This window comes from Paenibacillus cellulositrophicus (genome assembly GCF_009363095.1).
Lineage (GTDB): Bacteria > Bacillota > Bacilli > Paenibacillales > Paenibacillaceae > Paenibacillus_AQ > Paenibacillus_AQ favisporus.
In genome coordinates this window covers 244,626-265,547 of record NZ_CP045295.1, presented here as the reverse complement: position 1 = coordinate 265,547, position 20,922 = coordinate 244,626, and the positions used below count along the sequence as shown (strand labels likewise).

At 47.8% G+C, this 20,922-nt stretch carries 16 protein-coding genes and 1 other annotated feature; all 16 genes read left to right on the top strand.

What is annotated here, in order from left to right:
- The first annotated feature begins 256 nt into the window (after positions 1 to 256).
- The 16 genes from GCU45_RS01035 to GCU45_RS00960 all read left to right on the top strand — a co-directional run bounded on the left by GCU45_RS01035 (position 257) and on the right by GCU45_RS00960 (position 20,605).
- The gene (locus GCU45_RS01035; RefSeq protein WP_152397717.1) at positions 257 to 1,621 is read left to right on the top strand and encodes a cytochrome ubiquinol oxidase subunit I; all 1,365 of its coding nucleotides are present in this window, start codon (positions 257 to 259) and stop codon (positions 1,619 to 1,621) included.
- On the top strand, positions 1,618 to 2,634 hold the full coding sequence (locus tag GCU45_RS01030; protein WP_145133202.1) for a cytochrome d ubiquinol oxidase subunit II: 1,017 nt from the start codon (positions 1,618 to 1,620) through the stop codon (positions 2,632 to 2,634). The genes GCU45_RS01035 and GCU45_RS01030 overlap by 4 nt, the downstream gene beginning before the upstream one ends.
- 67 nt (positions 2,635 to 2,701) lie before the next feature.
- On the top strand, positions 2,702 to 4,477 hold the full coding sequence (cydD, locus tag GCU45_RS01025; protein ID WP_152397716.1) for a thiol reductant ABC exporter subunit CydD: 1,776 nt from the start codon (positions 2,702 to 2,704) through the stop codon (positions 4,475 to 4,477).
- Positions 4,474 to 6,204: a thiol reductant ABC exporter subunit CydC gene (gene cydC / locus GCU45_RS01020; protein ID WP_152397715.1), complete on the top strand. Its 1,731-nt coding sequence runs from the start codon at positions 4,474 to 4,476 to the stop codon at positions 6,202 to 6,204. Before cydD ends, cydC begins: the two co-directional genes overlap by 4 nt.
- 67 nt (positions 6,205 to 6,271) lie before the next feature.
- Positions 6,272 to 7,006, top strand: a complete 735-nt coding sequence (locus tag GCU45_RS01015) for a response regulator transcription factor (RefSeq protein WP_152397714.1) — start codon at positions 6,272 to 6,274, stop codon at positions 7,004 to 7,006.
- A 126-nt stretch (positions 7,007 to 7,132) separates the two neighbouring features.
- Positions 7,133 to 7,367, top strand: a binding site (T-box leader).
- A gap of 196 nt (positions 7,368 to 7,563) precedes the next feature.
- The gene (locus GCU45_RS01010; RefSeq protein WP_152397713.1) at positions 7,564 to 8,430 is read left to right on the top strand and encodes a GNAT family N-acetyltransferase; all 867 of its coding nucleotides are present in this window, start codon (positions 7,564 to 7,566) and stop codon (positions 8,428 to 8,430) included.
- A 98-nt stretch (positions 8,431 to 8,528) separates the two neighbouring features.
- Entirely contained in the window at positions 8,529 to 9,164 is a 636-nt protein-coding gene (locus GCU45_RS01005) for a TVP38/TMEM64 family protein (protein ID WP_089547452.1), read from the top strand.
- A gap of 247 nt (positions 9,165 to 9,411) precedes the next feature.
- Entirely contained in the window at positions 9,412 to 10,242 is an 831-nt protein-coding gene (locus GCU45_RS01000; protein ID WP_244364575.1) for an AraC family transcriptional regulator, read from the top strand.
- Positions 10,243 to 10,424: 182 nt separating this feature from the next.
- A complete protein-coding gene (locus GCU45_RS00995; protein ID WP_152397711.1) occupies positions 10,425 to 11,576 on the top strand; it encodes a Gfo/Idh/MocA family protein in 1,152 nt (383 codons plus the stop codon).
- Between the two features lie 199 nt (positions 11,577 to 11,775).
- Complete coding sequence (locus GCU45_RS00990; protein WP_152397710.1) at positions 11,776 to 12,945, top strand: dihydrodipicolinate synthase family protein; 1,170 nt, start codon at positions 11,776 to 11,778, stop codon at positions 12,943 to 12,945.
- Positions 12,946 to 12,983: 38 nt separating this feature from the next.
- Positions 12,984 to 13,805, top strand: a complete 822-nt coding sequence (locus tag GCU45_RS00985) for a sugar phosphate isomerase/epimerase family protein (RefSeq protein ID WP_152397709.1) — start codon at positions 12,984 to 12,986, stop codon at positions 13,803 to 13,805.
- Between the two features lie 76 nt (positions 13,806 to 13,881).
- Positions 13,882 to 15,123 (top strand): Gfo/Idh/MocA family protein, encoded by a 1,242-nt coding sequence (locus GCU45_RS00980; RefSeq protein WP_152397708.1) that lies wholly within the window; start codon positions 13,882 to 13,884, stop codon positions 15,121 to 15,123.
- A 404-nt stretch (positions 15,124 to 15,527) separates the two neighbouring features.
- Positions 15,528 to 16,478, top strand: a complete 951-nt coding sequence (locus tag GCU45_RS00975; protein WP_152397707.1) for an ABC transporter permease — start codon at positions 15,528 to 15,530, stop codon at positions 16,476 to 16,478.
- A 23-nt stretch (positions 16,479 to 16,501) separates the two neighbouring features.
- Positions 16,502 to 17,368, top strand: coding sequence for a carbohydrate ABC transporter permease (locus GCU45_RS00970; protein ID WP_425281248.1), 867 nt, complete (start codon positions 16,502 to 16,504; stop codon positions 17,366 to 17,368).
- A gap of 86 nt (positions 17,369 to 17,454) precedes the next feature.
- Positions 17,455 to 19,056 (top strand): extracellular solute-binding protein, encoded by a 1,602-nt coding sequence (locus tag GCU45_RS00965; RefSeq protein ID WP_152397705.1) that lies wholly within the window; start codon positions 17,455 to 17,457, stop codon positions 19,054 to 19,056.
- Between the two features lie 106 nt (positions 19,057 to 19,162).
- On the top strand, positions 19,163 to 20,605 hold the full coding sequence (locus GCU45_RS00960) for a response regulator (RefSeq protein WP_152397704.1): 1,443 nt from the start codon (positions 19,163 to 19,165) through the stop codon (positions 20,603 to 20,605).
- Positions 20,606 to 20,922: the final 317 nt, after the last annotated feature.

Sequence of the window (20,922 nt, the reverse complement as noted above, 5' to 3'; positions counted from 1 at the left end):
GAGAAGGTGTGACCATCATTGCAAGGCTAAACGTCGAATATATAATAAATTTTAAATATCAGGTTTTGTAATATTTCAACTGCATTTCTCACAAATTTGGGGAAATGCCAACTTACTATGTGAAAAAGTTCTCTTTTTATTCACGAAGGAGCAGAGCATATGTTAATCCCCGAAGGTCGTAAAGTTTAACGTCTAAACCTGATGTTTTTATTTTTCATTTTGTGTACAGGAACAGCGTTGAAGGGAGGAAGTTAAGATGGGAATCGATACAGTGCTATGGAGTAAACTCGTGACTGGAATGACACTAGGATTCCACGCTATTTTCGCGACACTTGGCGTGGGTATTCCATTAATGATTTCACTCGCCGAGTTTATCGGTATTCGTAAGAAAGATCTTCATTATATTCTAATGGCAAAGAGGTGGTCACGAGGGTTCGTTATCTCTGTTGCAGTAGGCGTAGTCACAGGAACAGCAATTTCGTTACAACTCTCCTTGGTATGGCCCAATTTCATGAAACTTGCGGGAAATGTTATTGCCCTTCCATTGTTTATGGAAGTGTTCGCCTTCTTTTTTGAAGCCATTTTCCTAGGGATTTATCTGTACACGTGGGAACGGTTTAAAAATCCGATGATGCATTGGTTACTAACGATTCCTGTTGTCATCGGTGCAGGGATGTCAGCAGTATTTATCACGACGGTTAACGGATTTATGAATCAACCAGGGGGATTTACGTTTGAAGGAGGACAATTCACAGCCGTTGACCCCGTTCAAGCAATGCTGAGTACGGCAACATTCTCCAAGGTGTTTCATGTATTAAGTTCGGCCTATTTAACAGGGGCTGCTCTGTTGGCAGGTGTTGCAGCATTCGCAATACTTCGAAAAGGGGTTTCAGCATACCACAAAAAAGCCTTAAAGCTGATGATGGCTGTCGTTTTGTTGTTCAGTTTAGTAAACACATTAGCCGGAGACGTATCCGCTAAGTTTTTGGCCGAACATCAACCTGAAAAACTTGCGGCTGCCGAATGGCATTTTGAAACGGAAGGCGGCGCAGATTTGATATTTTTAGGGTGGCTTAATGCTGAGCATGAAATTATAGGAGCACTCCACCTTCCCAAATTTCTGAGTTTCTTGGCTTTTGGAGATTTCAATGCAGAAGTAACGGGTCTTAATGAGTTTCCTATCGACGAACAACCATCACTCGTGGTTCATTATTTTTTCGATTTAATGGCAACCATTGGATTTTTATTCTTAGGCATTTCCTTTCTGTATTTCCTATTTGTATTTTGGAAAAAGCGTAACGAACTCAACAAGTGGATACTGCGAATGATTGCATTAGGAGCACCGCTTGCATTTTTAGGAGTTGAACTGGGGTGGTTTTACGCAGAACTCGGCAGGCAACCTTGGATTATCCGAGGATATATGCGTGTAGAGGAAGCGGCTACGACATCCCCAAGCGTCAGGATCCTTTTTTTCTTTTTCCTTCTACTATACATCGTATTGGGAACCGTTAGTGTTCTTGTTCTTCGTCGCATTTTCAATAATAATCCGGCGGAAGTTGAGATGGAGACGTGGACGCAGCGTGCAAGCGACAAATCAACATTGAAGGGTGAGCACACATGATGAATTACGAATTGATTGGAATTTCAGTGCTCTGGTTGTTTTTGTACGGATATATCATCATCGCTTCCATTGATTTTGGCGCAGGTTTCTTTGCCTTTTATGCTCGTTTAACCAAACAGGATCATGTCATCAACAAACTGATTTCTCGCTACTTATCACCAGTTTGGGAAATCACGAATGTATTTTTCGTTTTTTTCTACATTGGCATCATCGGCTTTTTCCCGGAAACCTCCTATTATTATGGATCAGCCATGCTTGTCCCAGGAAGTCTTGCGGTCATTTTGCTCGCTATACGCGGTTCATTCTACGCATTTGAAAATTATGGCTCCAAAAATAATATGGTTTATCTGTTTCTGTATGGAGCAACCGGAGTGCTTATTCCTGCTTCCTTGTCAGTGGCGCTGACATTATCCGAAGGCGGTTTTATCTTGAAACAAGGAGAGACGGCCTCGTTGGATTACTGGGCTCTCTTGAGCAGTCCGCTGTCTTGGAGCATCGTTGGACTGGCTATCGTATCTGTTTTATTCATTAGCGCTGCTTTTCTTGCTTTTTACGCTTCGCGTGCTGAAGATCATGCTGCATTGAAATTGATGCGAACCTATGCGCTTTTTTGGAGCACGCCTACAATCGTTATCGCACTGACAGCATTTATTTTTTTGGGTCAGCACAATGAGCGGCATTTCCAAAATATGATGGATTTATGGTGGCTACTCGCGCTCTCCGTTGCCTTTTTCATGATTGCCATGTGGTTATTATACCGAGGAGGCCGTTACGGGATGGCGTTTATATGCATCATGCTGCAATTCTTCAGTGCTTTTTTTGCTTACGGCATTGGGCAATATCCTTACATTCTTGATCCATACATCACCATTCAAAGTAGTGTCACCTCTTCGTCTATGGGATTCGCACTGGTAGTGGCGTTTATCGGTGGTATGTGTCTCTTAGTTCCTTCGTTGATCTTGGTCTTCAGGCTTTTTCTGTTTGATGCGGATTATGTGAAAGGAAACAAATAGACTAGTACATTGTTTCTTACGGGAATATTCCCTCAAGGCCACTTTCCGGAAGGAGGAGAGTTTTTACGTGAAGAGAAATAAAAACCTCATTGCTCAACACATGTCTGCACAACGAAAATATGTTGTTCTTCTTGGCATCATATCCTTTGCACTTGGTACAGCCATTGTTGGTCAGGCTGCATTGCTTGCAGAAGCCATTCAGCGCATCTTCGTGGAAAAAGCCTCTTTCTCATCCGTGGCTCTGATCCTTGGCATGCTTTTGGCGATGATGGCTTTACGTACATTGTTTTCATTTGTCAATGGGAGAATTGGTCTCCATATGGCTGCCACTGCAAAGACCAACATGCGTGAATCTGTTTTGCAAAACTTGACCCGTGTTTCCATGGGATTAAGTCTTCAGGGACAGACGGGAGAGAGGGTCAGCGTCGCATTGGATGCAGTAGATGAGGCGGATAGTTATTTCAGTCAGTACATCCCGAAAATGGTGGAAGCCATGATCATTCCCATTTTAGTCCTGATCGTTACATTTACTCAACATGCCAATTCAGGTTGGATCATGATGTTTACGGCTCCGTTTATTCCGATATTTATGATCCTGGTGGGGCTAAAGACGAAAAATAAATCGGAAGAAAAATATGCGCAGCTGGCCAACTTTTCCGGTACGTTTTTGGATTCCCTTCAAGGGTTGGTTACTTTGAAAATATTCGGGCGAACTCAGCGTCAGCAACAGGAGATAGAGCGCAGTAGTCTCAACTATCGTGACACAACCATGGATATTTTGAAAATCGCATTCATGAATACGTTCGTGTTGGAATCCATTGTGATGCTTAGTATCGGTATTGTCGCCCTTGAGTTGGCCATTCAGTTGGTTGTTTTCAAATCAATGGCGTTTCACACGGCTTTACTCGTTCTGTTACTCGTTCCAGAATTTTATAATCTCTTAAAAAATACAGGCACCGCTTTCCATAGCGGGCGGACAAGCATGGGAGCGATCCGTAAGGTTGAGAGTATGCTTGAGAAGAATACGGTAGAAGCGCATGTAAGCGATGGTAACGATCGGATGCCAAATTTTCAGTTGTCCCATGCAAAGACACTTCCGGTACCCCCTTCGATAGAATTAAAAAATGTACGATTTCAGTATGCTCCTGATTCATTTGAATTCCACTCGGGAAGTGTGTTTATTAACCCGGGGGACAACATTGCCATTGTTGGTAAGAGTGGAGCCGGTAAAACGACACTGCTTCATCTTATTGCCGGTTTGCTGAAACCGGATTCGGGGATCATTCTGGTTAATGGAAACCCACTCTCTCATGATCATGAAGAAGTATGGTTTAAACATGTCAGCTACATCACACAGCACCCTTACATTTTTGCAGGTACATTCGCAGAAAATATTGCGATCGGTGCAGGTAGGGACGTTTCTAGGGCAGATATCGAGAAGGCGGCAGAGGAAGCCGGACTTACAGCGGTTGCAGCACAATTGGATAAGGGGTTTGATACATTCGTTGGCGAAGGCGGACGTGGACTATCGGGTGGCGAAAAGCAACGTCTTGCCCTGGCACGCGCATTTTTGAAGCGGCCTGCCATCATATTGTTCGATGAGCCTACAGTAGGGCTCGATTTGCGCACCGAAAGCATACTGCAACGTTCCATTTCCACATTGTCGAAAACGTCTACCATGATTACTGTGGCACATCGTTTATATACGATTCAACACGCCACCAACATTTTGTTTGTAGACCATGGATCGATCGTGGATTCAGGGTGTCACGAGGAACTTCTGAAACGCTTGCCCCCATATGCTGAAATGGTCGCTGTTCAACAAAAAGGAGAATTAGCATGAGTGAGCTGGCTATGTTATCGAAAGCGATGTTTCAAGAGCGGAAGGATATTATCTTTTCGATCATAGGAGGGTTTATTGCTGGAATAGCCGGTGTAGCTCTCTTTTCCGCAAGTGGCTATCTGATTTCTCAAACGGTATTTGCGCCACCGCTCTATACATTGATTATCCTTACATCCCTTGTGAAATTTCTTGGTTTTCTCCGGTCGGTGAGCCGTTATGGAGAACGATTGTATACCCACCGGGCGACGTTCTCCATCCTCAGCCGTTTGCGAACTTCCTTTTTTGCTAAGCTCATCCCTTTGACACCTGGAATACTGAATAAAAATCGAAGTGGGGACTTACTTGCACGGATCGTTGGAGATGTAGAAAGTTTACAACACTACTTTCTGCGCGTTGCATATCCGCCGCTTATTGTAATTATGGTGTTTTTGGCAACGGTGCTTTTTACAGCTTCCTATTCCTTCTGGATAGCTGGTTTGCTGGTATTGGGAATGTTGATGACGTCACTGGTCGTGCCTGGAATCGTTCTGTTGGGACAACGAAAAATTCATGAGCGCGTCCGCGAGCTGCGATCGAAACTGTCCACGGAAATCACAGAAACACTGTATGGATTTCGGGATTTAAAGATTTATGGGCAGCTGGCACAGCGTGAGGAGCAGCTTCAGCGCTATTCAGCTTCATTGGCAGCTGAACAGCAACGAGCTGCTGTCCAATTGTTACGGGGACAATCCATGCATGTTTTTGTTACATTTTTTGTTGCTTGGGGTGTGCTGACGCTCAGTGCCTATTTGATTCTGGACGGAAGACTTGCTGGCGTATTTCTTGCCATGCTGGTCATGGCCACGCAAACTGTTTTCGAAGAGGCAGCTGCTTTGGCCGTATTACCTGCATATAAGCAAGATAGCGAACATGCAGCCAATCGGCTGATGGAAACAATACCATCTCAAGCTGCAACATTGCAATTAAGTAAGTCTGAGTCTTTGCCAACCGATTTACCTGTATCCATTGAAATAAGCAATGCTACTTTTCAATATGATGGGGAGTGGAGGCCAGCACTATTGAATTTCTCACTACATCTTGCTGCAGGTTCTAAAACAGCGATTGTTGGGCCGAGCGGGTCAGGAAAATCTACATTAATCGAGTTGTTGCTCAAACTGCGAACAACAACATCGGGGAATATACGCATAAACAAAGTCTTGATTAACGAGTTGGATGAGGAAAACATCTGGGAATTGACAAATGTAGTGTTGCAACAAAGCCATTTCTTCAAAGGGACGCTTCGTGAAAATCTGTTGGAGAATGCAGATGAACATTCTGACGAGGAGCTAATGGAGGTACTTGCTAAAGCCCAATTACCAAATGTTTCGCTAAACCAGGTGGTCTATGAGAAAGGTGAAAACTTATCCGATGGAGAAAAACAGCGTCTTGCCTTAGCACGAGCCATGCTGCGCAAAAGACATCTGTGGTTGCTGGACGAACCAACGTCTTCTCTGGACTATGTAACCGAGCAACGCGTTCTAAAGCAATTGTACGAGCAAGCGGGCGGAGATACACTTCTTCTCATTTGTCATCGCCTCACCGGTCTAGAGAAGATGGATCAGATTGTCGTCATGGAGCAGGGCGAAATTGTGGAGATCGGCTCATTTAAGGAATTGATGGAACAGAAGGGATACTTTTATAAGTTAAAACAGATTGAACTACAGATGATTGGTGAATCTGGAGTTTAAAACGCTTGAGCTCCTGTAAGCTAATCGGTTGGTTCGATTCACTCAGGACGTAGGAGGGCGATTGAAAATGATGACAAACCATAGAAGAGTTTTACTAGTTGATGACGAGACACGCATTCGCAACATTCTACGAATGTATTTGGAGTTCGAAGGATTCATAGTCGAAGAAGCATCGAATGGTACACAAGCCATCGAAAGATATGGTGAGAACCACGCAAATTATGATTTGATCGTGCTGGATTGGTTACTGCCTGACATGAATGGGATTGAGATTTGCAAGTGTATGAAACAGACACAACCTGATATTCCGATTCTGTTGTTATCTGGGCGATCGGAAGAAAAGGACCGCCTTGAAGGTTTTGAAGCGGGAGCAGACGATTACGTCATCAAGCCATTTAGCCCAAGGGAAATTGTGCTACGTATCCAAAACATGATAACCCGTGTTTATTCTCCCGGTCCCTATATTTCTGAAACCGGTGATTTGCTAAATAACGCTTTCAAGATTGGTGAAATTGTGCTTTATCCTTCAGCACGCCGTGTTATGGTGAAACAAAATGAGGTCCATCTGACTCCGAAAGAATATGATCTGCTCTATTTCCTGATCACACACCAAGAAAAAGTCTATTCTCGTGAAGTATTGCATACTGAAGTTTGGAAGTCATCGCACAGAGGGATTTACGACCGTCGTACAGTAGATACTCACATTAAACGCCTGCGTGATAAGCTATTCTCCTATTACCCGGAAGGAAATGGATGGATTCGGACATTATGGGGACATGGGTATATGTTTAAAAAAATTTAAGTACAATACTAAACTGGCTTCAGGCATTAAGATAGCAGGCAGGACTGTTTACTTATGCGAGCTGTTGTTGTTTGAAAGATTGACAGAATATTGCGCCTATCTTATATTGAACTTAATTAATAATTACCAAATGCGATGAAGAGGACAAGTAGATCAGGAAACGCCGTTCAGAGAACTGCCGGTTGGTGCGAGGCAGCGGATATCCAAATCAAAAATCACCTCAGAGCTGGCCTCCGAATTATAGTAGATGGGCCCGGGATTCTACCGTTACAAAGAAGCATCGTTGTTGGACGATGGCTAAAGAGGGCGTTTATTATAAACGTCAATCAGGGTGGTAACGCGGAGCAACTCCGTCCCTAATGGGATGGGGTTTTTTTGCGTCTTCATAAAATAATAATTAAATTGGAGGGTTATCGAATGAGTAAATTGATGTTACAGTACGTTTGACATTACGGCAACTTGAATTTGATGATGCTGAAGCATTGGGTAGGGATGGGTGTGGTTTAACAGGCTGGGTTAAAGATCAGGAGTTGAGCAGATGAAAGGGTGATATTGCAATGCAATTCAGGTTGTATACGGATGTGCATGAGTTTTACAATGACACCTATGATGTGCTGATGCGTCATGAAGCACAAAATGTGATTCCTCTTGGCAATATCATCATTGGGCATGAAGGAAAAGACAAAACAGACTGGCGTGACCCTGTAAATTGGCTTATGGCAACTATTTCGGATGCTAAGGGCATACAACTTACCGCTATAATGACACCGCCACACGATATTACGCTTTATGCAACAGACAACATCATTAACCCGGATGCGATAAACTGTCTGATAGATGGGCTGAAAGACCGTGAAATTCCAGGTGTGATAACAGAAAAAACCTTGGCAGAATATTTTGCCAAAGAATATACCTTGCGCAAGGGAATAACCTTTAAAACAACCATGAACCAACGTATCTATGAACTTACGGCAGTAAACCCAGACATTCAAAAGGTTGGTATCGTTCGATTGCTAGATGAAAAGGATATTCACTTTTTCCCATACTGGGCTGAAGCATTTTATGCAGCGGGGAGTTATGGCAAAACAGAAATGTCCATCCCGCAAAATGCAGACCCTTATCTCTACCGAATAGCATCAAAAAAGCTCTATATTTTAGAGGATAACGGGATACCCGTTTCTATGGCAGGATATACAAGGGAAATGCAGACGGCTATTGGCGTGGCATTTGTATATACCCCTCCATATGAGCGCAGGAAAGGTTACGCTACTTCAATTGTGGCGCAAATAAGCCAACTTGCATTGGATAAAGGGTTTAATAAGTGCGTCTTATATACAGACCTAGCAAATCCCACATCTAATAGCATCTATCAAAAGATAGGCTATATGCCAATTTGTGATTCGCTCCAGTTAAAATTTGAATAGGAGAATGATGCGGACAGAACTTCTGCTACCTTAGAAAATAAGAGCATCATATAGAGTTATCATGAAATCACTTGGAGTTATAGGGGGAAACACATTCTATGTTAGGCGCTGAGATCAGCATAATGGAGTATTTTACGGAGCAAAACATCGAACTCCTTTTGGAGCGTTTCCGCTCGCTGGGGCCGCTGCCCGGCATTCTGCTAACTTTTCTAAAGTCTTTCGTTCCGCCACTGCCTACTATCATGATTGTCGGCGCCAATGCCGCCATCTATGGTTTGTGGCTGGGTTTTTTATATTCGTGGATCGGCCTTGTAACGGGCAGTTTTCTTACGTTTTGGCTTTTTCGCAAAGCGTCGGATACACCATTTATTCAACGCTGGGCGGTCAGGCCCAAAGTACGGATGGCCATGGTATGGGCGCAGAGGAACGGGTTTAGCTTCGTTTTTCTCTTAAGCATGCTCCCGATAGGACCGTTCGTAGTCATAAACATGGCCGCGGGATTAACGCGAATGCCGACAGTTTCCTTTGCGGCAGCCGTAACTCTAGGCAAAGGTGTCATGGTATTCTGCGTTTCCTATATCGGAATGCATCTGTCCGATTTTATTGCCCAGCCCGTCAAGTTAATCGGAGTAGCGTTGTTTATTGCGGCTTCCATATGGTTGAACCGGAGGCTGCAGGCCTATTTTACGTCCTCGGCAGCTGTGGCATCCGAGCCCTCAAACACTATGGAATAAAGCGGGGAGAGAACTTGGAGTTAGATGATAAATATTAGAACAATGAAGGGGTATGCTGCCAGATTGATTTGGTCATGTAAGACGCAAGAACATACACGCTTATTAGCCGCGTACCTGCGGCTATTTTTATTCAAACGATAAATGTCCATGTCAGCTTCACTTATTCTAAAATGTTGTATCGAAGCCGCCGATCGCGCTAAAATGGCTTTAAATGTAATGCTCAAAAAACGGGGGCTTCGCCGTGACGATGAAATGGATCGACTTGTCCAGGAATGCGATAGATTTATACGAGCAGAAGCATACAGGCGGACATCTCGTGTCCGAGCATTATCACCAGACGTACCAGCTGCTATTTGTGCTGGAAGGGGAAGGTACGATCCGGCTAGGGGGTGAAGTACGGAAGCTTGCGGTCGACGATACGGCGCTGATCGTTCCGTATTCCGTCCACTCCGTCATGTCCGACTTCAGGCTGACCTTGTTAGTGTTGGCGTTTGACGAGGCAGTGCTCGATCCGGATATGAGGGCGCAGCTGCTCCACGCCTATTTTCCGGACTCCTGTCTGATGAAGCCGGGATTGTTTGCAGCGAGCGAACTGCGTCAGCTGCTGAGGAAAATGCTGTTCGAGCAGTCCAGGGAGCTGTCGCCGCTCGTCCGGCTTTCGCTCAAAGTCCAGCTGTCCCAGTTGCTGCTCTTGCTGGTTCGATCGGCCGGAACGGAGGCCACCGGAGCGGGCTCCAGCTCCAACAAGCTGCGTGCCGAGAAAATTCGCAGCTATATCGATTCGAAGTATTTTGATCCGCTGACCGCTGGGGACATCGCCTCCAAGCTGGACATCAGCACGCGGCATGTGAACAACATCTTCAAGGAACGGTATAACATGACACCGATGCAATATTTGACCGAGGTACGCATCCGCGTCGCCCAGAAGCTGCTGGTGGAAACCGGTAAGGACATTATATCGATCTGCTTCGAGGTCGGCTACGATTCCGTGTCTACATTTTACCGGTCGTTCAAAGCGGTCGCCAAGCTGTCGCCAAAAACGTACCGGGAGCTGAACGCACCCGAGCAAGCTGATTAGGCAGAGAGCCTTTTTGAAACATATTTTCCCCTGCCTCCCCCATCGGATAAGCGCCGGCGGGGTTTTTGTTTTTCGCTCGAATAATTCGCTTCCAAAATTGAGAATCGTGTTCCCGTAATCGTAAGAAAAGCGGATTCGCATCGACTACAATACGGTTATACGAAGCGAAGGGAGCGATGAATGTGGCAGTTCGCAACATCGGCATTATTATGAACGGCGTTACCGGACGGATGGGAACCAACCAGCATTTGATCCGTTCGATTCTTGCTATTCGCAAGCAAGGGGGCGTCGCTCTGCCGGACGGAGACGTCATCATGCCCGACCCGATTCTGGTCGGCCGGCAGGAGAGCAAGCTGCAGGCGCTGGCCGCCGCCCACGGCGTCGAACGTTGGAGTACCGATCTTGAAGCATGCCTCGCCGATCCGTACTATGAAATCTATTTCGACAGCCAGACGACGGTGCGCCGCGCCGAAAGTATCAAGCAGGCGATCGCCGCAGGAAAGCATATTTATTGCGAGAAGCCGACGGCCGTCGACATTGAAGGGGCGCTCGAACTTGCCCGCATCGCCGCCGAGTCCGGGGTAAGAAACGGCGTTGTGCAAGACAAGCTGTTTTTGCCAGGATTGCTCAAGCTGAAACGCTTAAACGACTCTGGCTTCTTCGGGCGTATCCTGTCCGTGCGGATGGAGTTCGGCTATTGGGTGTTCGAGGGCGACTGGCAGCAGGGTCAGCGGCCATCGTGGAACTACCGCAAGGAAGACGGCGGCGGTATTATTGTCGACATGTTTGCACACTGGCGCTATGTTCTCGAGAATTTGTTCGGGGAAGTGAAGGCTGTTTCCTGTCTTGCCGCTACACATATTCCGAAACGTCTGGATGAGCAGGGCGTTCCGTACGAATGCACGGCGGACGATGCGGCGTACGCCATATTTGAGCTGGAAGGCGGCATTATCGTGCAGGCCAACTCGTCCTGGGCGGTGCGCGTAGACCGCGACGATCTGCTCACGGTTACGGTCGACGGCACCGAAGGCAGCGCCGTGGCAGGTTTGCGGGACTGCAAGACGCAGCATCGGGTCAATACGCCGAAGCCGGTATGGAATCCGGACATTCCGAACCCGTTCCAGTTCCGTGACCAATGGGTGGAGGTGCCGGACAACTCGTCATACGACAACGCGTTCAAGGTGCAATGGGAACTCTTCTTGAAGCATGTCGTCATCGGCACGCCCTTTCCGTGGGATTTGCTCGAAGGCGCGAAAGGCACCCAGCTTGCCGATCTCAGCTTGCAGTCGTGGCAGGAACGCCGCTGGATCGACGTGCCGAAGCTGAGTCTGTAAAAATAAATACTAAAAAAATCGGCTTTTCAGCACCGAGAAGGTTGGATGAAGCTAGGGACTGAGCAACGCAGCGTAGGTGAGCCTACGTGAGTTACGGAAGGCCCGGCTGAATTCAAGATTCGACGACGAGTAAGCTTCATAGCTATACTTCGTGATCAAAAGCCGATTTTTTAATTACCTCTTAAGGAGGGGAGTACAGATGACCCAATCGCTGCTCCTCCCCCGCGCAGGGGGAGCGTTGTATGAATATACTCCGGGCAAAGCAGGCTCGTTCTCCGTGCCAGCCAAGCCGTTTACGGGCCGCATCGCCTTCTCGGCAGCCCATGTCGTCTGCGATCCGTTGGCGGACGCAGATCCGCTGCATCACTCGCAGATTGATTGGAACTCGACGCTCGCCTACCGGCACCATTTGTGGTCGCTTGGTCTGGCCGTGGCGGAAGCGATGGATACCGCGCAGCGCGGCATGGGCCTCGACTGGAACCGCTCGAAGGAGCTTATCCGCGCTTCGATCGCGGAAGCGCGCTCGGTCGGTGGCAAAATCGCCTGTGGCGCGGGAACCGACCATCTGTTTCCGGAATCGTCGGTCACGATCGCCGACGTGGAAGCCGCCTATGAAGAGCAAGTCGGCTTCATCGAAGGCGAGGGCGGTCAAGTCATTCTGATGGCGAGCCGCGCGCTTGCCGCCTGCGCGAAAGGGCCCGAGGATTACGAGCGGGTGTATGGGCGCATTTTGGGACAGGTGAAACAGCCGGTCATTCTGCATTGGCTTGGCGACATGTTCGATCCCGCTCTGGCCGGCTATTGGGGATGCAAGGACGATCTGGACGAGGCGATGGACGTTTGTTTGCGCGTCATTCGGGCAAACGCGGACAAGGTCGACGGGATTAAAATCTCGCTGCTCGATGCCGGTAAAGAAATCAAGATGCGCCGGCTGCTGCCGGAAGGCGTCAAGATGTACACCGGGGACGACTTCAACTACCCGGAACTGATCAAGGGTGATGATCTGGGCTACAGCCATGCGCTGCTCGGCATATTCGACGCGATCGCGCCGGCCGCCGCCCAGGCGCTTCATGCGCTAGACGCAGGCGATCTGGTCAGTTATGAAGCGATTATGGAGCCTACCGTTGCCTTGTCGCGTCATATTTTCCAGAAGCCGACATACGCCTACAAGGCGGGAATTGTGTTCATGGCCTACTTGAACGGCCGCCAACCGCATTTCCGCATGATCGGGGGAGCGGAGGGATCGCGCTCGATCGTCCATTTGGCCGAGCTGTTCGTGCTTGCCGACAGGGCCGGGCTATTGGCCGATCCGGAGCTTGCCACCGAACGGATGAAGCCTGTCTTGGCGCTGGCGGGTATTTGGCCGTAATCATTTATAGAGATGTTTGAAATCCGGGAGGGATCAGTATGGAACCGCTTCGTTCCATAGACAGACTCAGCTTGAACCAGATTACGACCGATCGGCTGAATATGCGTGAGGCCGTGGAAGCATGCGTTCGCGCCGAAGTGCCTTGGATCGCGTTATGGCGGCATAAAGTGGCCGAGACCGGCCTGGCCGAGAGCAAGCGGCTTGTGCGGGACGCGGGCCTGCGCGTCTCCAGCCTGTGCCGTGGGGGTTATTTTCCGGCGGCCACCGCGCCTGCGCGCAAAGAGCGGTTGGACGACAATCGCCGCGCTGTCGAGGAAGCGGCCGAGCTCGGTACCGATGTGCTCGTGCTCGTTTGCGGACCGGCGCCAGACCGGGATATCGATTTCGCCCGAAAGACGGTCGAAGAAGCGATCGCGGAACTTGTGCCGTTCGCCCGCTCGCACGGAGTCAAGCTCGGCATCGAGCCTTTGCACCCGATGTACGCCGCTGAACGCTCCGTCATCAATACGCTGGCGCAAGCCAACACGCTCGCGGAGCAGCACGACCAGCAAGACGTCGGCGTCGTCGTTGATGCGTTCCACGTCTGGTGGGACCCCGAGCTGTACGTGCAAATTGAGCGGGCCAGGGGGCGTATACTGGGTTTCCACGTCTCCGATTGGATCGTGCCGGTACCCGACCTGCTGATGGGCAGAGGGATGATGGGGGACGGCTTTATCGAGTTGCGCCGGATGCGTCATGCCGTTGAAGCGGCCGGTTACGTGGGGGCGATCGAGGTGGAAATCTTCAACCGGCAGGTATGGGATATGCCGGGAGACGAGGCGCTGACGCTCATCAAGGAACGTTATTTGCAGCATGTATGAATTATAAATTTGCAGCTTTGGCGGGCCGGGAGAATCGTTCCCGGCTCGTCAAGGCATAGCTTTGGAGGGAAGGAATGTGAAGATTTGTCGCACCGCGCTGATCGGGATCGGGGGATTCGGCGCTGAACATGTGAAAGTCATGCAGAAGCTGGTCGAAGAGGGTAGCCTGCAGGTTGCTGCTTTTGCGGAGCCGAATGTCGACGCTCATCAGGAGTCTTACGACAAGCTGACCGCACTTGGGGCCGTCCATTATATGGATTACGTGCAGATGCTCACGCTGCATCCGGATATCGATTTCGTCGTCATCGTCACACCGATCTCCTCCCACAAGCCGATGTGCATCCAGGTGATGCGGATGGGCTTTCACGTGCTGGTGGAGAAGCCCCCGGCGGTAACGATTCAGGACTTGGACGAGATGATTGCGGTGCAGAGGGAGACCGGGCGCTTGTGCCAGGTGAACTTCCAGAATACGTCGGGCCAGGCATTCCGAACGCTACTGGAAAGGATCAGCTCCGGTGTGCTCGGGCAGGTGGAGCATGTGGTCGGCATTGGCATGTGGAAACGGCTTCGCTCTTACTACGATCGAACCCGCTGGGCTGGCAAACTGGTCAGCGACGGCCAGTATGTGCTGGACGGGACGTTCAACAATCCGTTCGCTCACTTGCTGCACCATAGTTTGCTGGCGGCCGGAGGAGGCGCCGCAGACTTGTACCCAGAATCGGTGCAGGCCGAGCTTTACCACGTCAATGACATCGATGGGGACGATGTCTCCTGTATTCGCGCCGTTATGGCTAACGGTGTGAGCGTTCATTTTTACGCCATGCTTTGTCACGAAGTCAGCGAAGTGCCTTCGATTGCCGTGTATGGAACGCGAGGTGAAGCGCATTGGAATTACCAGAACAAGCTGACCATTCGCGCACAGGACGCCGAAGAGGATTTGGCGTTTGGTCCGACCGATTTGATGTGCAGCATGTATCTGAACCTGATGGAAGCGATTGAAACCCCAGGGAAACCACTCTTCTCGCCGCTCAAGGCAAGCCGAGGCTTCGTGCTGGTATCCAACGGCGCCTATGAGTCGGCTCGCGCCGTTCGTGCCATTCCCGGCCGATTCGTGACCGAGCGGGAGGATGGAGATTCCACGGTGCGCTTGCTGCCCAGCTTGTCCGAGAAGATGAGAGACGCGGCAGCGAAGCGGCAACTGTACAGTGAATATCCGCTTCCTTGGGCGACGCCGACCCGGCTGTTCCGGATGGAGGGCTACAGCCGATTCGAGCTGCCTGCCACTATGCGCACAAATAACGGTAGACCGACCAATTAGAGGCGTTCCTTCAGGCTCTTCTTTTTACAATGTTCGAGGTTTAATTTAAAGATAAACCATAAATCAATAGTTTGCCGAGGCAACTCCACTTTTCACTGTTTTTTAGATTCCGAAACAGTTAAAGTGGGGTTTCTTGTTGCAAGGGGAAGCCGACAATGTTGCATGTACTAAAAATTCATCTTATGTATTTTTGAAGGCATGATACCTATTTAAATGAACCAGGACCAAATGGTCTCTGGTTCTTTATTTTGTTTACCTGACTAATTCCTCACTCTTCAGTCTACATACAACTACCTTTTTAAGTTATTACCAAATTGATTTAAGGGAGTACATTTTTTTATTTCATCCTGAAGGTAAAATGATAAACATGAGAGCTCGTTATTACAGTCGGAGGGATGGGAAAAATGAAAGCGGTTTTAGACAGCTCCCGAAAGTACGGCGCAGCAAAAAGGAAAAATAACTTTCTGTACTATATCAAAAGAGACGGTCTGTTATATTTTCTTTTGCTGCTGCCGATGGCGTATATCCTGATTTTCAAGTATGCACCCATCTATGGCCTTGTGATGGCATTCCAAGATTACAACATTTTTGAAGGAATTAGAGGGAGCGAATGGGTAGGACTGGATGTGTTCCGGTTTATTTTTGAGCAGGACAGCTTCTACCGTGCATTGAAGAATACGCTGGTCCTGAATGTTCTGGACTTGATTGCGGGTTTTCCAGCGCCCATTCTTCTGGCGATTTTGCTCAATGAAGTAAGACAAGCAAAACTCAAGAAAATGACCCAGACCGTGTTGTATCTGCCCCACTTTTTGTCCTGGGTTATTATTGGCGGTATGGTCTATCTGATGTTTTCTAACGGCGGCATGATCAACAATTTCCTGTCGAGCTTTGGTTTGGAGAAGATTGAGTTTCTGTCTCGGAAAACACCTTGGTTGATTACTTATATCGCCGTTGGCGTATGGCAAAATATCGGATGGGGCACCATCATTTATTTGGCGGCCATTACCGGAATCAATAGGGAGTTGTATGAGGCCTCCGATATTGATGGCTGCAGCAGGCTTCGAAAAATGTGGCATATTACACTGCCTGGCATTAAGTCAACCATCAATATTTTGTTGATTCTCCAAATAGGCAGAATGGTTTCTATCGGATTTGACCGTCCCTTTGTGATGGGGAATTCACTGGTTAGCGATTACTCTGATGTTATCAGTACTTTCGTGTATAGAGTTGGTATTAGTTCGGGTGATTTCTCCCAGGCAACGGCGGTAGGATTGTTCCAATCCGTGGTCGGCCTGATCCTGCTGTTATCTGCAAACTTTGTTGCGAAAAAATTAGGCGAGGATGGGATATGGTGAGGGTGGCGATCAATAGGGGCAAGATGAAAAAAATGACTGTAGCGGATATTGCCATCATTGTATTTATCGTGGCATTGTCCTTCACATGTATCGTACCGTTTCTGTACATGATTGCGCTTTCTTTCAGTTCCAACGAAGCGATTATTTCTCAAAAGGTAGGACTGTGGCCAGTAGACTTCACAGCAGAAACGTACAAAACCATATTGAGCGATATGGATATGCTTTATACGCTTGGATACAGTATTGTGCTTACGATATTTTACACTTTGGTATGCATGTTCCTGACCATATGTGCAGCGTATCCGTTAACGAAGAAGCGGCTGAAGGGAAGAAACTTTATTTTGACGGCGTTGGTCTTCACTATGTATTTCAGCGGCGGTTTAATTCCCTCCTATATTCTGGTTAAAAACCTGGGAATGATGAATTCGGTTTGGAGCCTGGTTTTGCCGGGTGCCATGAGCGTGTTTAATCTGATCATCCTGAAAACCTTCTTCAGCAATCTTCCGGAGAGCCTTGAGGAATCAGCAGCCATTGACGGGTGTTCGGATCTGGGCATTCTCATCAAGATTGTGCTCCCCCTTTCGTTGCCATCGATCGCCACATTAAGCCTTTTCTATGCGGTGGACAGATGGAATGGATTCCAGGATGCGCTGTTCTATATTACGAAAAAAGAGCTGTACCCTATGCAGATGAAGCTATACCAGATCATTTCGGCCAATCAGCAGTTGGATAGCCAACAAGGAGGAGAAGGAAGTGTCGGCTCCTATATTGTCCCTGAGTCTTTGAAAGCGGCCAGTGTCATGTTTACAACGATTCCGATTTTGCTGATCTATCCTAAACTGCAGAAGTATTTCGTGGATGGTGTGATGACTGGGGCTATCAAGGGTTGATAGGGAAACAGATTATGATGAAGGGGGGATCCCGGCCTCGCGGATGATTTAAGAGAATCAATCATAAGAACGAAAGGGTGGTTAAAGTGTATAAGGGCATAAAGAAGAAAGCAGCAATTCTATTTAGCACAGTGCTTCTAGCCGTAGGAGTGGCAGGCTGTGGTGGCGCAGGCAATAACAATGGGGAGACGGTATCAAAAGGGTCCAACGCATCGGAAGCGGGCTCCGGTTCCCCAGTAACCTTGACAGTGGAAGTGTTTGACAGAGGTATTCAGGGACAACCGGACTTGAACAACAACACGTGGACCAAATATGTCAATGAAAAATTCGGGAAGCCTAATAACGCCATTGTAAAATTTGTTCCTGTTCCCCGTTCCCAAGAAGTCGACAAGCTGAATGTGTTGATGGCTGCCAACGAGGCTCCTGATATTTCCTTCACTTATGACGGGAATACCGTAACCCGTTTCGCAAAAAGCGGTGGCCTCTATACACTGGATGAATTGTTGGAGAAGCATGGCCAGCAATTAAAGTCTTATCTGGGCGAGAAAGTTCTTTCCTACGGGAAATATGAGGGCAAACAAATCTCGATCCCAGGCAAGCGGACTCTGATTGCTTGGAACGGCATGTTTATCCGCAAGGATTGGCTGGATAAGCTGGGAATGCCTGTTCCAACGAATCGGGATGAGCTATATAATACCCTCGTTGCTTTCCGTGACAAGAACCCGGGTAATGTGGATGGTGTCATTCCGTGGGCAACAGCGGCTTCCGGCATGAACTACACCTTTGGCAACCTGATTCCTTCGTTCTGGGGTCCGATGTCGGAGGAGGAATTCGTTACCACCACCAATTGGCTGAAGCCCGGCACCAAGGATGCTTATAAATGGCTGAACAAACTGTATAATGAAAAGCTGATCAGCCCCGACTTTGCACTGGATAAAACAACCAAACAAGCGGATGCCGATGTGACCAATGGCAAAGTAGGCTTCTACGCTGCCAACTGGGATTATCCACTTTCACAAAAAATTCGTGAACCCCTGAAGCAAAATGCACCTGATGCCAACTATGTTGCTGTAGATACCTTCAAAAACGATGAGGGGAAATACCTGAAAGAGATGTACAATGAAAACGGGATTTTCTCCTTCATCCCGAAAAGCAGCAAAAATGCGGAGCTGGCCATAAAGTATCTGAACTGGATGGCTGATCCGGAGGTGATGTACTTCCTTCAGTTTGGTGAAGAAGGCGTCAACCATAAGCTTGTAAACGGCATCCCGCAAGGGATTGCGCAAACCGGCGAAAATATGCAAACGAGCAATCTGAATATGGATTATACTCTAATTGTAAACGGTGCAGAGCTGGGCGATACCGAAAAGAATGTCCGAACGTATGCAGCAGCCTTAGCAGCCGGAGATCAGAGCTATGAAAAACTGGCTGTCGATTCGTACAAGATCAACACGACGGATGGTTATACAGGCTTCTATTACGGTGTCTCGAACGAAGCTAGTATCAAGTACGGCAAAACGTTGGGTGACATGAACAAGCAGATGAGTGACAGGCTGGTCGTTGCCAAGCCGGCAGAGTTCGACGCCTTGTATGACAAGCTCGTGACAGAATACATGGACGCCGGCGGTCAGGCTGTTCAGGATGAGAATATAAAGAATTATAGAGATGTCAAAGCACAGAGCAAGTAATCCATGGCATAAGGATAAACCAGTCTGTGGTTTATCCTTTTTTCGTTGCTGTTCCCGAATAATTTTGCTATTATTCGGGAGAATCCATATGTTCAGGAGGATACCCATGTACAAGGTCATGATTGTAGATGATGAGCCGTGGGCAATTAAAGGAATCCGCAACGCCTTCGATTGGGATAAATATGGATTTGAAATTATCGGACAATTTAAAAGCGCTTACACAGCATGGGATGCCATAAAAGCGAATGAACCCGATTTGGTATTTACGGATATCCGTATGCCTGAAATATCCGGACTGGATCTGATGAAGAGGGCCAAAGTAGAAGGGATGGACATTGAGTTTGTCATCGTAAGCGGATATGCGGAATTTGAATATGCCCAGGAAGCGCTGCGCTATGGCGCGCTGGATTATTTCCTGAAACCTTTGGATATCGATAAGGCTGACCCCTTCATTGCGAAGCTGGCCATGCACTTCTCCCGAAGAAGCACCGCACGCAACCAACTCCTTCTGGATGCACTGACCTCGGCGAATGAGGGCGAGATAAAGAGCTTCCTACCGCTTCCCGATGATGCAGCTGTGTACTATTATCAGGTGTTGTCCATCTATTTCGAGGGAGAAAATAAAAATATGAGGAACCTGCTTTCTTTGGAGGGAAAGCCTGTTCATGTTGTGGAAGTTGAAGCCGGAGCCCGAAAAATGCTAGTTGTCCTGATGACGGAGCATAGGGCTTGTCTGGAAGGACTGTCGGATAAGTGGGTTCTGAATAAGACGGGCATCCATGTTATGGGCGTCAGCAGCATCTCTAATCAACTAAAGCACATGAGCAAGCTCATTAAAGAAGCAGACCTGTCCGCTTCCCAGGTTTTTCTTGAAGAAGCTGGGGGCGTCGTTCACTACGAGCCGAAGCTTCATCTGGTGAAGCCATGTATCGATGAAATCCACCACATCCTACAGGGAAATCAATTTGACGATGTGGATGCGTACATTAAAGGGCTGCAGGCATATTTCAGGGATCATCATCTGGGCATGTCTGAGGTTGTCTACCTGTGGAATCAAGCCGTCGGGATCCTTATCAAAGCATATTCTGAGGAATTGAAGGATATGGAATTGGAATTCCTGAATTATTCCGAGATCAAGGAACGATTTGAACACTTTGAGTCGCTATGCAGCTTTTTACATGAGGTTCTCGACTCCATTAGGATAGGAAACAGCCGCTCAGTGCAAGAAGGGGACATCCAGTCCTGCTTCAACAGGATGATCCATTATATCAACCATCATTTTGAGCAGAAATTGTATTTGAAGGATCTATCTGCCCAGTTCTTCATTAACCAGGTGTATTGCTGCCAATTATTCAGAAAAAATCTGGGCAAAACCTTCTCTGAATATGTGTCGGAGCTGAGAATCAAGAAAGCCCGTGAGCTCCTGAAGCGAACGGATCTATCCATTGAAGAAGTGGCCATTCAGGCCGGGTATGTCGATTATTATTATTTCAATAAAGTGTTCAAGAAGCATTGCGGGATGACCCCCGCCAAATTCAGAAAAAGTTGATATGAACGGAGCGGCGGGCCATGAAGATCAGTAAACTGAAATTGAAGCATCAGATATGGCTTATCTTTTTTTTCTCCATCATCATTTTTACTGTCATGGAATTTTATTATTATTATAGTTTCTCTAATTTAACCCAGAAGAGAGCCGCCCATTACAGTAACCAAATGATAGAACAAACACGCCGCAAAATTGATTCTGCATTTAGTGATATCAGGGTCAGCACCAGCATTGCGGTCAATAGCAGACGGGTTCAGGAATTTTCTGTAGTGGATGATGATTACAAAAGGGCGTTTAATAGCGGTCCAAATGCATTGGAT